This window comes from Planococcus sp. 107-1, assembly GCF_021513255.1.
Lineage (GTDB): Bacteria > Bacillota > Bacilli > Bacillales_A > Planococcaceae > Planococcus.
The window spans coordinates 1,313,270-1,325,904 of the sequence record NZ_CP090977.1; the positions used below are offsets into that span (position 1 = coordinate 1,313,270).

General features: G+C 44.3%; 13 protein-coding genes. 12 read left to right on the forward strand and 1 reads right to left on the reverse strand.

Annotated elements, in window-relative coordinates:
* Nucleotides 1-84: 84 nt before the first annotated feature.
* The 12 genes from mbcS to L0M13_RS07060 all read left to right on the forward strand — a co-directional run bounded on the left by mbcS (nucleotide 85) and on the right by L0M13_RS07060 (nucleotide 10,871).
* On the forward strand, nucleotides 85-1,794 hold the full coding sequence (gene mbcS, locus L0M13_RS07005; RefSeq protein ID WP_235198878.1) for an acyl-CoA synthetase MbcS: 1,710 nt from the start codon (nucleotides 85-87) through the stop codon (nucleotides 1,792-1,794).
* 204 nt (nucleotides 1,795-1,998) lie between these two features.
* Complete coding sequence (gene rarD, locus L0M13_RS07010; protein WP_235198879.1) at nucleotides 1,999-2,916, forward strand: EamA family transporter RarD; 918 nt, start codon at nucleotides 1,999-2,001, stop codon at nucleotides 2,914-2,916.
* A 78-nt stretch (nucleotides 2,917-2,994) separates the two neighbouring features.
* The gene (sppA, locus tag L0M13_RS07015) at nucleotides 2,995-4,008 is read left to right on the forward strand and encodes a signal peptide peptidase SppA (RefSeq protein WP_235198880.1); all 1,014 of its coding nucleotides are present in this window, start codon (nucleotides 2,995-2,997) and stop codon (nucleotides 4,006-4,008) included.
* Nucleotides 4,009-4,022: 14 nt separating this feature from the next.
* Nucleotides 4,023-4,601, forward strand: coding sequence for an RDD family protein (locus L0M13_RS07020; RefSeq protein ID WP_235198881.1), 579 nt, complete (start codon nucleotides 4,023-4,025; stop codon nucleotides 4,599-4,601).
* 35 nt (nucleotides 4,602-4,636) lie between these two features.
* Nucleotides 4,637-5,143 carry a thiol peroxidase gene (gene tpx, locus L0M13_RS07025; RefSeq protein ID WP_235198882.1) on the forward strand — a complete coding sequence of 169 codons (507 nt, stop codon included), beginning with the start codon at nucleotides 4,637-4,639 and terminating at the stop codon, nucleotides 5,141-5,143.
* A 54-nt stretch (nucleotides 5,144-5,197) separates the two neighbouring features.
* The gene (locus tag L0M13_RS07030) at nucleotides 5,198-6,121 is read left to right on the forward strand and encodes a class I SAM-dependent methyltransferase (RefSeq protein ID WP_235198883.1); all 924 of its coding nucleotides are present in this window, start codon (nucleotides 5,198-5,200) and stop codon (nucleotides 6,119-6,121) included.
* Between the two features lie 75 nt (nucleotides 6,122-6,196).
* The gene (locus tag L0M13_RS07035; RefSeq protein ID WP_235198884.1) at nucleotides 6,197-6,382 is read left to right on the forward strand and encodes a hypothetical protein; all 186 of its coding nucleotides are present in this window, start codon (nucleotides 6,197-6,199) and stop codon (nucleotides 6,380-6,382) included.
* Between the two features lie 166 nt (nucleotides 6,383-6,548).
* Nucleotides 6,549-7,400 (forward strand): alpha/beta fold hydrolase, encoded by an 852-nt coding sequence (locus tag L0M13_RS07040; RefSeq protein WP_235198885.1) that lies wholly within the window; start codon nucleotides 6,549-6,551, stop codon nucleotides 7,398-7,400.
* A gap of 96 nt (nucleotides 7,401-7,496) precedes the next feature.
* Entirely contained in the window at nucleotides 7,497-8,492 is a 996-nt protein-coding gene (locus tag L0M13_RS07045; RefSeq protein WP_235198886.1) for an S-layer homology domain-containing protein, read from the forward strand.
* Between the two features lie 146 nt (nucleotides 8,493-8,638).
* Nucleotides 8,639-9,235, forward strand: a complete 597-nt coding sequence (locus L0M13_RS07050) for a histidine phosphatase family protein (RefSeq protein ID WP_235198887.1) — start codon at nucleotides 8,639-8,641, stop codon at nucleotides 9,233-9,235.
* Nucleotides 9,236-9,347: 112 nt separating this feature from the next.
* Nucleotides 9,348-10,034 (forward strand): tetratricopeptide repeat protein, encoded by a 687-nt coding sequence (locus tag L0M13_RS07055; RefSeq protein WP_235198888.1) that lies wholly within the window; start codon nucleotides 9,348-9,350, stop codon nucleotides 10,032-10,034.
* A gap of 51 nt (nucleotides 10,035-10,085) precedes the next feature.
* Nucleotides 10,086-10,871 (forward strand): nucleotidyltransferase domain-containing protein, encoded by a 786-nt coding sequence (locus L0M13_RS07060; RefSeq protein WP_235198889.1) that lies wholly within the window; start codon nucleotides 10,086-10,088, stop codon nucleotides 10,869-10,871.
* Nucleotides 10,872-10,936: 65 nt separating this feature from the next.
* Here L0M13_RS07060 and L0M13_RS07065 read toward each other — a convergent pair whose 3' ends face one another.
* A complete protein-coding gene (locus tag L0M13_RS07065; protein ID WP_235198890.1) occupies nucleotides 10,937-12,604 on the reverse strand; it encodes an ABC transporter substrate-binding protein in 1,668 nt (555 codons plus the stop codon).
* Nucleotides 12,605-12,635 lie beyond the last annotated feature (31 nt).

The following is a 12,635-nucleotide window of genomic DNA, read 5'->3' on the forward strand; positions in this document are numbered from 1 at the left end:
ATTATAATTATTTTGAATAATAAAATATTTGAGTTATAATGATAGGGATATAATATTTTTTTAGCATCCAAGGGGGAATACATCGTGAACAGAGAAGATTTATTGGCACCGGAATCTTATAATTTAACCGAAGAAATTGAACGTTTTGCGACTGGAAACGGCAAACTTGCCATCATTTGGGAAAATGGGCAAGGGGAAAAGAAAGAAGTTACATATGATGAATTGATCAAACAAGCAAATAAAGCGGCGAATAGCTTTGAAAAAGCAGGACTTAAAAAAGGGGATATCGTTTTAGTTATGGTGCCTCGCTTAATCGAAGCCTATATTGCCTATATCGGGGCTCTTAAAGCGGGTCTTGTCGTGATTCCAAGTTCTGAAATGCTTCGCGCAAAAGATATTTCTTATCGGTTGAACCACAGTGATGCGAAAGCGGTCATTGCTCACGAACCGTTTATGGATCAGTTTGAAGAAGTTGAGGAAATGAAAAAAGTGACGAAATTCGTCATCGGAAAATCTGACAGCAGCTGGATATCATTGACTGATGAAATGGAAGCGGCTTCTGATGATTATCAAGCTGCAGCAACGAAGAATGACGATATGGCTTTCTTATCTTATACATCCGGTACTACCGGCAATCCAAAAGGGGCTGTCCATAGCCACGGGTGGGCTTATGCACATCTACGCACTTCCGCTGAACATTGGCTAGGCGCAAAAGAAGGTGACCTTGTCTGGGCAACAGCAAGCCCTGGCTGGCAGAAATGGATCTGGAGCCCGTTCCTTGCGACGCTCGGAAGCGGAGCTACAGGCTATGTTTATAACGGCAAATTCGATCCGGAAGTCTATCTACAGATTTTAGAACGGCAAAAAATCAATGTGTTATGCTGCACGCCGACTGAGTACCGATTGATGGCGAAACAGAAAAATTTAGCATCTTTTGATTTGTCTTCTCTTCACAGTGCGGTTTCAGCAGGTGAACCGTTGAATGCGGAAGTCATCAATGTGTTTAAAGAGCATTTCAACCTAGAAGTCCGTGATGGATACGGCCAGACCGAAAATACATTATTGGTCGGAATCATGAAAGGGATGGAAATCCGCACTGGTTCCATGGGGAAACCGACTCCGGGCAATCGCGTGGAAATCATCGACGAAAACGGCCAGCCGGCAGCGGAAGGGGAAGTCGGCGATATCGCTGTCCATGTTTCGACACCCGCTTTATTCAAAGGCTATTTCAAAGACGATGAGCGGACGAAAATGCAATTCCGCGGCGATTATTACGTTACGGGAGATAAAGCGTCAAAAGACGATGATGGGTATTTCTGGTTTGAAGGAAGAGGCGATGACATCATCATTTCTTCCGGCTATACGATTGGGCCTTTTGAAGTGGAAGATGCCCTTGTCAAGCATCCAGCCGTTCAGGAATGTGCGGTCATCGGAGCACCGGATGAAATTCGCGGAACCATCGTGAAAGCCTTTGTCGTTCTCGTAGAAGGCAATGAACCGTCAGACGAACTAGTCAAAGAATTGCAGGATCATGTAAAAGAACTGACGGCACCGTACAAGTATCCGAGAGCCATCGATTTTTTAGCAGAACTTCCTAAAACCGCTTCAGGGAAAATCCGGCGAGTGGAGCTTCGCCAGAAAGAAAAAATAAATCGTAGCAGCAAGCGGCCGATGATTCGGCCGCTTTTTATTTTTCTTTTGTTTTGTCCTTACCGAATTTACTCGCCTGAAACCATGCTGCTTCGCCAATTCGTCTTATGCCCGGCGAATCTAAATGGCCACTTCCGCTTTTAATGTTGTCCAGACTCCGGCAGCCAGCTTCTCGGGATCTTAAGTCAACCCACTACGGAAATCAGGATTTCCTGCGTGTCCTGCCTTAAGCCCGTCGAAGCTACGTGGCTGCCTATGCTTTTATTGTTTACTTAAAAATTATCGGGGCATATAATTAGACTATTATTTCGAGAGACAAAATAGAGAGAGAATGGTGAGCGTTTCAAGATGAGTGATGAAAAAAGAGGTATATTGTTTACGATAATGACTTATACGATTTGGGGATTTCTGCCAATTTATTGGAAGACCGTGGACCATGTACCGGCTGATGAAATTTTAAGCGGCCGAGTCATCTGGTCATTTCTGATTACCTTGGCGGCCATCTTTTTAATCGGCCGGTCTAAGCTATTAATGGCGGACTTAAAAGCCTTATGGAAATCGAAAAAAACATTTTTTACGTTGATGCTGGCTTCGTATTTAATTACAGCCAATTGGTTTTTGTATATTTTTGCAGTCACGAACGACCGGATTGTTGAAACAAGTCTTGGCTATTACATCAATCCGCTTGTATCGATGCTGCTGGGTGTATTTTTCTTGAAAGAGAAAATGGCGCCGGCTGTTAAAGTCGCTTTTGTTTTTGCGGCAACAGGCGTGGCGATCTTGACGATTTCATACGGTGAGTTTCCTTGGCTTGCTTTTGGAATGGCATTTAGTTTTGCATTCTACGGCTTTATCAAGAAAACCATTAAATTGGATGCGCTCCGGGGATTGGCGCTTGAAACCTTATTTGTGCTGCCGCTCGCCGCTGCATACATGGTGTATTTGTTTGCTTCCGGGCAGGCCGTATTCCTGCATGATTCAGGTACAACGGATATCCTGCTGATCTTAAGCGGTGCGGCTACTGCGCTGCCATTATTCCTGTTTGCAACGGGTGCGCCGCTGATTCCGATGTATATGATCGGTTTTCTCCAATATATTGCGCCGACTTTGATGCTATTGCTTGGCGTGCTTGTATACGGGGAAGCTTTTGACCGCATTGATTTGATTTCGTTTTCGTTTATCTGGTTTGCATTAGCATTGTTTACGGGGTCGAAAATTATCGAAGCCCGGAATTTAAAACGGGCGAATGCCAATGCACCGCTTTAATAACTTAGAGCAGAAATGAAACATTTTTTAGGGTTACCCGTATAATGGATTGTAGACTTAAAGGAGGGAACTGAATAGATGAATACAAAAAGATGGATCGCATTGCTGGCGGCCGCAGCTGTTTTAGGCATTTCTCTTGTCATTAACTCCGCATTTGCATTTTTCCAGTCGGCGATGAATGCGAATTTTGATGAAGTGTTGGCTACAGGCGAAACGAGTTTTGCAGAAAATGTGATTGAATCCGGTGATTTTGATGAGCGCATTGCGGTATTGAATGTAGAAGGGGTTATCCAAGACACCGGGGAAGCTTCATCTTTGTTCGGCAGTACCGGCTACAACCATGAGTTTTTCATGGAACAGCTGGAGCAAGTGAAATCAGATGACAGCATTAAAGCTTTTGTCCTAAATGTCAACTCACCGGGCGGCGGAGTGGTCGAATCGGCTGAGATCTACGATAAGATCAAAGAAATCCAGGAAGAAACGGAAAAACCGATGTATGTGTCGATGGGTGCAACAGCTGCATCCGGCGGCTATTATATTGCAGCTCCGGCAGATAAGATTTTCGTAAACCGTGAAACCTTGACTGGATCGATCGGTGTCATCATGGAAAGCGTCAACTACGGAAAGCTTGCCGAGAAATACGGCATTGACTTTGTGACCATCAAATCAGGGCCGTATAAAGATATTATGAGCCCGACCCGTGATATGACGGACGAAGAAAAGAAAATCCTTCAAGATATGCTGGATGATTCATACGAGTCATTTGTCGATATCATTGAAGAAGGCCGCGGCATGTCAGAAGCAGAAGTGAAAGCTGTAGCGGATGGCCGCGTCATGAATGGCCGCCAAGCCGTGGAAGCGAATTTGGCAGATGACTTCGGATTTGAAGAAGATGTCATTGCGGCAGTGAAAAAGGATTTCGGATTAGAGAACGCGGAAGTTTTCGAATACGGCGTATCTGATGGACTTGGATCCTTGCTTTCATTTAAACTCAACTCATTTTTAGGCAATGATATTGAATCGAAAATGATGGCCAAATTATTTTCAGAGTACAATTCACCGCGGATGATGTATCTTTACGGTGAAAAATAAAGGAGGGACGATTGATGACGGACCATTTGAACGAGGGAACTCATGCTGCAATAGAAGAACCTGTAGCTCGTCCTTCAACTCCGAGTTACGAAGAAGTTCTATTTTACGAGCGTAAGCCTGCAGGATTTTGGGTGCGGTTTTGGGCGTATTTGATCGATTTGCTGCTCATTTCAGCGGTCACTTCGATATTGGTGAAACCGATCTTCCTTCTGTTAGGGCTTGAGACGAGCGATTCGCCTTGGTATGCATCGTATGCCATCATTTCTGCGATTCTCTTTTATGCCTATTTCGTGTTAATGACAAAATACTTTAGTCAGACAGTCGGCAAAATGATTATGGGCATCCGTGTCGTTTCGCTGAAAACGGATAAGCTATCATGGAGCACCTTGCTATTCCGCGAATGGATTGGCCGCTTTATTTCGGTGACAATCCTGCCGCTGTATTGGATTGTGGGATTCACTCCTTTGAAACAAGGGATCCATGATTTTATCGCAGACACGACAGTGATTCATGAACAGGCTTACCGCAAAAGTACGGTGATGAAGAAAAAAGCGGCGGATGGGTCTGAGTTGCAACACACCGAGGCGTTCTAGTAAGATTGGAAGTGGAGAAAAAGGAGGCGTTTTTGTTGGTACAAATTACGTTTAAGAAAAATCCTGTGACTTTGCCAGGAAATGAAGTTAAGGTGGGGGACCAAGCACCGGATTTCACGGTTCTGGCAAATGATTTGAGCCCTGTGTCATTGAAGGATACGGCTGGTAAAGTACGTTTAGTCAGTGTAGTCCCTTCACTTGATACTGGCGTTTGTTCCGATCAGACGAAACGGTTTAGCGAAGAAGCTGCTTCGCTTGGCGACAATGTCGAGGTATTGGCAGTATCAGCGGATTTGCCATTCGCCCAAAAGCGTTGGACCGAAATCAACGGAGTGAACAGCATTACAGCGCTGTCGGATCACCGGGACTTATCGTTCGGTGAAGCATACGGCGTAACGATGAAAGAGCTGCGTTTACTCGCGCGTTCTATTTTCGTGGTGGATGCAAATGACCGTGTGGCATACGTGGAATACGTTCCAGAAGGTACGGATCACCCAGATTACGACAAAGCGATCCAAGCAGTAAAAGAATTGACAAACTAATACAAGAAACCCACTCATATTGAGTGGGTTTCCTTATTGAGGACGGTTAAGAACATGAATTCAGCGATGGAAAAGATATTCTATTTTATTGATAATCACGCAACAGACGTACAAAAGAAACAAGACCTTTCGTATTTGGAGAGTTTGCTTGAAACGACGGAGACATGGCTTGATGGCCATATCCAGCCTGCAGAAGAAGCCGGAAAAGAAGATGTGCGAAAAGCGATCCAGCTGGCAGTTTTAAAAGGGATGAAAGAACATGTCCAGCCGCATCATCAGATGACGCCGGATGCACTTGGACTGTTGATGGGCTATTTGGTCGAGTTGTTCATAAAAGAACAAAAAGCGACGATCATGGATCCTGCGCTTGGAACAGGCAATTTGCTGTTGACGGTCATGAATTATCTGGACGGCCAATTGACGGGAGTCGGTGTTGAAATTGACGATCTGTTGATCCGCTTGGCAGCTTCTACGGCAGATTTAGTGGAACAGCCCGTGACTTTTTACCGCCAGGATGCTTTGCAGCCGCTATTGATTGATCCGGTGGATGCGGTAATTGCGGATCTTCCGGTCGGCTATTATCCCGATGAGGAAACAGCCGGCGGATACGATTTGAAAGCGGAAGAAGGCATGTCTTACGCCCATCATCTATTCATCGAGCAAGCGTTGAAACACACGGTTGATGGCGGATATTTGTTCTTCGTCATTCCAAAAGGGCTCTTCGAATCACCGCAATCAGCACAGCTGCATAATTTCCTGAAAAAGCATGCCCATATTCAATCGGTTATGGAATTGCCGAGTACCTTATTCAAGAATTCTACGTATGCAAAAGGCATTTTGATTCTTCAGAAGAAAAAAGAAGGTGTGAAAGCGCCGAAAGAAGTATTGCTCGCAGTGGTTCCGAATATGTCGAAGCCAGAGCCGATGGCGAAATTCTTCTCTCAAGTCAGCGGTTGGTTTAAGGAAAACAAAGCTTAATTTCCTGTATTTGTGTTATAATAAAAGCCAATAGTCCAACAGTATAGGATCTTTACAAGAAACGAGGGATGAAAGATGACTGAATCGAATGACACACCGAAAAAAGTCAGTTTGCAGGAAGCCGTAAAACGCCAGCTGGAAGCAAAGAAAAACCAAGCCGCTAACAATAAAGGCGGAGGCGGATCTTCAATGGAAACGAAAAAGATGAAGAGCCAACAAACGAAAAAAGTGAATAACACACGCCGTAAAATGGGCGTGTAAACGAGAACCTTCAGCAGTTGCTGAAGGTTTTTCTTTTTGGGTTTCGATAAGCCGTTTAGGGCATTCAAGAGAAAAGGCGATTTGGTGAAGAAAAGCGGATTGCACAGGAAAACCCGATGCTTTTACAGAAATAAAGAGAAACGAAAAAATAGAGGAGTTCAGCCACATGGATAAATGGAAACAGCTGATAATCGATACAGAAAGAGGGATTTTTGAAGTGTTCGCCAAAGGGGAAGGGCCGCCGCTTTGTGTAACGCATCATTATTCTATTTTCAATGAAACCGGTGACTATTTTGCGGAAACGTTCACACCATTTTGCACCGTCTATTTAGTCAATTTAAGAGAGGCGGGACAATCGGTAAAAGCGGAACAGCCCTATCAATTAAGTATGCTCGAAACAATTTTTGATTTAGAGGCGGTCCGCAATTCTCTTGGGTTTGATCAATGGTTATTTGCCGGACATTCAACAGGCGGCATGCTCGGGGTTATCTATGGAATAGCCGCTGCAGAAAGTTTAACGGGATTGCTGCTTGTCGGTGCGGCGGCAAGGGATTATGCCGCTTTTTCAAGTGGCTGCATTTATAATGAAGCCCACCCTCAATTTCAAAAGATGCAAGATTTGCTGGAAGCCCTGAAACGGGAAGGGCTTAATCCGGAAAAAAGGAAAGAGTTGGTGATTCAACGGGCGAAACTTTCGCTGCATCAACCGGACCGCTATCCTCACTATTTCAACGCCGCCCATGTAAAATCAATTTCAGGCATCCGTCTGGATTTCTTCAGCCGGGAACTGCCAATTTTCGATGTGACCCGAAAATTGGACACTATATCCGTGCACACATGGATTGCGTGCGGTGAACATGATGTCCAGTGCCCGCTCCTCTATTCCTTAGAGATGAAAGAAAGGATTCCAGGTTCGCAATTGACGGTCTTCAGCAACAGCAACCATTATCCGTTTTTGGAAGAAAAGCCGAAATTCGTGCAGGAAGCCCGGTCATTTATCAAAGAATTAGATGTGTAAAATAAAGGCTCTTTTGGCATTTTAAATGTGTATACAGTTAATTTCTTTGATGGTACAATCAGGAAAAATAGGTTATCAGGACAGGAGAATAATGAGTTGAACAAAGATAAATTTTTTATGGCAGCTTCAGCAACAGTCATCGCAGTCGCCAGCGCAGCAGCGCCTATTCATGCAGCGTCTGCGTATTCTTTTACAGATGTCGGGCCTAAATACGAGGAAGCTGTCAGTTTTCTATTTGAAAATGAAATTCTCAGCGGCAAAACGTCAACTCAGTTTGGGACGCAGCAGGCTTTGACTAGAGGCGATGCAGCAGTTATCATGGCCCGCACTTTAGGGGTAGATACGGAACTGGCACCGGATGCCGGATTTACTGATCTCAACGACCGCGTACGTGGTTCTGTCAACGGACTTGCTGAACTTGGCATTGTGGCTGGCGTCACAGATACGCAGTTCAAACCGAATGACAAGTTGACGCGAGGTGCCATGGCGAAATTCCTGGTACTTGGTTTCGGATTGGAAGAAGAGGAAGAGTCTGAAACACCATTTACCGATGTTGGCGGCGTGTTCACCCCGTATATCAATTCGTTATACGGACTTGGAATTACCAATGGGAAAACAGAAACGTCTTATGGAACTTACCTGAATATCACACGCGGTGAATTTGCGAACCTTCTTTATAAAACCATTTCGTATATTATCGATAATAATTACTTTTTTGAAATTGAACGTGCAGAAGTCACTTCCTCCACTTCGTTTCAAATAGTGGCTAAAAAAGAAGTACCGGCCGAATTCTCACCCCGTGATTTAGGCTATTACTTTTTCTATTCCGCGAGACTGGATGATGGCACTTTGATCGATTTCACGCCGAATTCATTCCAACTCTCACCAGACCGCAAGACCTTTATCATCAATCACAAAAATGACGATATGGCCGGAAAAAAAGGCGTTATTGTTATCAATGATTTTGAAAGCACCGTTGAAATCCCATTCGATTTTACGGTCCCTGAAATGACGTCCGGCGAAGGCATTCAAGTGACCGAAGATATCCAAACAATTTTTTCAGTGCCGACAACGCTTGAAAGAAAAGAATAGAAGATAAGCCCTTGCTGTTTTTTGGCTAGGGCTTTTAATATGGAAAATACGTACAGCTGTGAACCGCTAACGGTTTACCGTATAATAAAAAAAGCGGAATAAATGGAAAATTAAATGAATACATAAGTTGGAAGGGGAATCATTGGATGACGACAATCGGAATTGTAAGACATGGAATTACGGAATGGAACCGGCTAGGAATCTCCCAAGGATGTGCAGATGTGCCGTTGAATGATACAGGACGCATGCAAGCAGTGGCCATCGCTCAACGTCTTGCTGAAGAAAGCCCGTGGGATCTTATCGTTTCAAGCGACCTTTCTCGAGCAAGGGAAACGGCAGAGATTATTGCCAAAAAACTGAACATGCCGATTGCCCATTTTGATCAGCGAATCCGTGAGATTTCCTGTGGACAAATTGAAGGGACGACCGAAGCTGAACGTCTGGAAAAATGGGGCGCTGATTGGCGAAGTTTGGACCTTGGAATGGAAGCACCAGAAGATGTTGCAGCCAGAGGGATGGCGTTTATTGAAGAAATAGCCGCACGATACCTTGGCAAGCGGATATTGATGGTCAGCCATGGGGCATTGATCGGCTTAACCTTAAAGGCGCTATTGCCGGACCAATTCCAGAAGACAGATTTGGAAAATACGTCGATTACGCTGCTTGAACATGCAGAAGGGATTTGGCAATGCCCTTTGTATAATTGCACGAAGCATTTAACAACGATTCAACTAGCAGATTAAAAGAAAAAGCTAGCCCGTCGTCCCTTCTCTTTTCTAAATATTTTTTCAATTACATAAGTTTTACATTATAATGAAAGCATGGTTAAGAGGAGTTCAAGCGAGGAGGGACGGCATGGACAATTTAAAGGAGAAGGTAGCGGAAGCTTTTATTCAGTTGGAGAAGAAAAACTTAGGTCAGGCTGAGTTTTTATACAGGGAATGCATGGAAGAATGCCGGGAGGGCAATCCGGATTTATTCAAGTCGGCGCTTCTTGGATTGGGCAATGTGAAAAGCGCTCAAGGGAAATTTGATGAAGCGCAAGAAATCTATCAGCAGCTCTTTGATGCAGCGTCTCGAGAAAACGATTGGGAATACAGTGCAGTTGCGCTGCATCAACTCGGGGCAGCGGAGCGTTTATCTGGAAAGCTGAAAACAGCAAAAGAAACCTTTATCCGTGAATATGACCTCCTGCAAAAGCATATGCCTTCCTCTAATGCCCTATTCGCGGCTAATTACTACGAGCATGGACTTATTGCCTTGAGTGAAGGAAAGCTGAAAGCAGCTAAAAAGATGATGCAGACATCACTGGATTATGCCCTGAAATCAGATGACTTGGTAAGCATCGGCTATTCTTATAGAGGCAACGGTGCAGTGATGCAAGCGATCGGGCGAAAAGAAGAAGCGGTGAAGTCTTTTGCTACCGCAAACAAAATGTTTGGGCAGGCCAAAGAAAAGCTTGCGATCAAGGAAGTGCAGGCAATTATTGCGGAATTGGAAAACGCAAATTCCACAGAGAACCGCAAAAGTGAACTTTTATAGAATTTGCACATAACGATACGCTTTAACAATGGGATTTAGGAAGGTGAAAACATGCTGCCACAGGAATTAGCAGTCCAGAAGATAACAGAAAGTCTATCAAGTGATCCATTCGTAAAAGCGGTATTCTTAAAAGGTTCGATGGGAAGAAACGAGCATGATGAACATTCGGATATCGATCTTTATTGCTTAGTTGAACAAAAGGACGAAAAAGCGTTTCTCAAAAACAGGAAAGCCCATCTTGAATCGTATCGTCCGATTATTTTTGAAGATGACATCTTTATCATTGCCCCACAGCTCATTGCGGTATTTGATGATCTTTTGCATATGGACCTTTTCACCGTGACTGCTGAATCTTTTACAAAAAAAGACTTTTTTAAAGTCCTGTATGATCCACATGGGGCTATGGAAGAATTTAGCGAAAGCCAATCCCTAACAATCAGCCCGCAAGAGTTCAAAGATGCGGTGATCGATGTGGCTTGGTTTATGTTCCAATACAAAAAAGCGGCTGGCCGGGGAAATGATGTATGGGCTTCCCGCATGTTGACCAGTTCGACGGACCATCTTGCACGAGTGTTAATGCATAAGTACAAACCGGAACGGGCACAGCTCGGTTTGAAAGCGATGAGTGATTCTTTGCCGAATAGAATCATGGACAGTCTCGTGGCAATATTGGAAACCATCACACCCGGCCGCCACGGGGAAGCGGTAATCGATTTAAGCAAATTGATCCATAACGATATGGAATGGATCATCGGGAAGCTCGAAGGCGACAAACAAACGGAAGAGCTCCTCAGAAGGATGGTTGAATTGCATTTGCCAGTGGAAGAGAAGATTTAAGTTTACAATATAAATATTATGCTCCTCCGCAAAAACAGCTGCCTAATTTTTAGGAAGCTGTTTTTTTAACCGGTTGGAATAGTAGAAGGGCGTACCCAAAGTTTCGAGAAATCCACATAGCCAAAATGACTGATGGAAATATTCATCAAGTCTGCAGAAAACGGAATTTGCCTCCTTTCGTAATAAAGAGGGACCATCAAGGAAGATTCGACCAAGTATTTTTCGAGTTCCAAGTTTAACTGGGCCCATTCCGAAAATGGGGTGGAAGCGTAGCGGTTTAATCGATCCGTTAGAATAGCATCTGTTTTGCAAAGGGATGCGAAGGGAGAATACCCATTTCTGAAAAAATGATAGAAAGAAAAACTTTGGTTCATTTCAAAAACTTCACCATGGACAAAAAGGTCGGCTTGTTGATCCAAGCCATTGTCGTCCATTTTGCCTTCAAACGAGAGATGCTGGATTTCGACAGGGATTCCTTCCTCTTCGAGCGCCTCTTTCAGCCATGCGGTGGCACCTTCCAAATAATCGGTCGTTTTAATGACGAGCGGCCGATCTAATTCAGGGCGAGCTGCGTTAGGAATTTCATAATTCGGGTTTTCGCCAATCAGGATGCTCTGGTAATTGGCTTTTGCCCTTGGGTAATAGGCTTCGATTTTATGGCGATGCTTGGCTATCGCGAAATGTACATAGTCGCGGACTTCTTTACGTTGGATGGCTGAATCCCGAAAAGCATTGAAAATCATCATGCCGACACCTGAATCACTTTCTACAATAAATGTATCGCATGCTGCGTCTTGAGTCGTCGATCGGTAAATGATCGAATCGAAATCTTTCGGTACCTGGATGAATTCCACGGCATCCAGCAAGGGGCGTTCCCGGAAATAATCGTTAAAAGCCCTAAGTGTTGTCTTGCTCTTTCCGTCCCCTTCAAAATAAAAAGGGCCTGTCCCAATCACGTCTCCTGAGATTTCCTTGAATACGCTGGAATTGATCATCCCGAGCATTTGAAGGCAATAACTGCAGCCTTCCGGAAAATTGATTTCCAAAACGAGCGGACCAACCGCTTTGATCGAAGTGATCGGTTTCCATAATTCGTGGAAATGGCTGTGTTCACGTAAACGGTTTAAGCATGTTGCAGCATCTTCAGCAGTTAGCGTGGAGCCGTCATGGAATTTCACATCTTTTCTCAAATACAGGACGAGTCTTGTATCACCCATTTCCCAGCTATGGGCTAGTTCCGGTTCTACAATGCCCAAACTGTCCACGGAAACTAAACGATTGAAGACATTGGCAATCATATTGGCACTGTAGATGTCTGCAGCTTCCAATGGATGTTTGGTCAGCAAAGGATTTTTCTTTGGGATGATCAGTTTATCGGCTTCACTGAGGTCATGAAAATAACCGAAGCTCATCCGGAATTTATCGATCAGGCGCATTTTGCTTTCCACTGACCAATCGTATAAAAGATACTTGCTGCTGACTTCGACCGACTCCTGTTCAATCATCTCCATCAATTCTGCCTCAAAGTATTTTTCTACGTTTTTCAGCCAATCAAGTTTGGATACTTTCCCTCTCCCTTTCCCTGCCGTAAAGACAAGCCAGCCTTCGTTGCTCCATTTTTGAAGAAGGCGTGATGTTTGCTTCAAACTCAAATCGAGGATTTCAGCGAGATCTTGTTTTTTGGCTGCTCCTGACGGAATGGCATGCCACATTTTCAATAATTGATTATCCATGAGCCGCTCCTTTTAAAGTGGACATTATTTT

Excerpts from the sequence above, each read along its gene's own strand:
- L0M13_RS07060 (WP_235198889.1), top strand. The coding sequence starts at position 10,086 with ATGCTGCCACAGGAATTAGCAGTCCAGAAGATAACAGAAAGTCTATCA.
- L0M13_RS07040 (WP_235198885.1), top strand. The coding sequence starts at position 6,549 with ATGGATAAATGGAAACAGCTGATAATCGATACAGAAAGAGGGATTTTT.
- L0M13_RS07055 (WP_235198888.1), top strand. The coding sequence starts at position 9,348 with ATGGACAATTTAAAGGAGAAGGTAGCGGAAGCTTTTATTCAGTTGGAG.
- rarD (WP_235198879.1), top strand. The coding sequence starts at position 1,999 with ATGAGTGATGAAAAAAGAGGTATATTGTTTACGATAATGACTTATACG.
- sppA (WP_235198880.1), top strand. The coding sequence starts at position 2,995 with ATGAATACAAAAAGATGGATCGCATTGCTGGCGGCCGCAGCTGTTTTA.
- L0M13_RS07065 (WP_235198890.1), bottom strand. The coding sequence starts at position 12,604 with ATGGATAATCAATTATTGAAAATGTGGCATGCCATTCCGTCAGGAGCA.
- L0M13_RS07050 (WP_235198887.1), top strand. The coding sequence starts at position 8,639 with ATGACGACAATCGGAATTGTAAGACATGGAATTACGGAATGGAACCGG.
- L0M13_RS07035 (WP_235198884.1), top strand. The coding sequence starts at position 6,197 with ATGACTGAATCGAATGACACACCGAAAAAAGTCAGTTTGCAGGAAGCC.
- L0M13_RS07030 (WP_235198883.1), top strand. The coding sequence starts at position 5,198 with ATGAATTCAGCGATGGAAAAGATATTCTATTTTATTGATAATCACGCA.
- L0M13_RS07020 (WP_235198881.1), top strand. The coding sequence starts at position 4,023 with ATGACGGACCATTTGAACGAGGGAACTCATGCTGCAATAGAAGAACCT.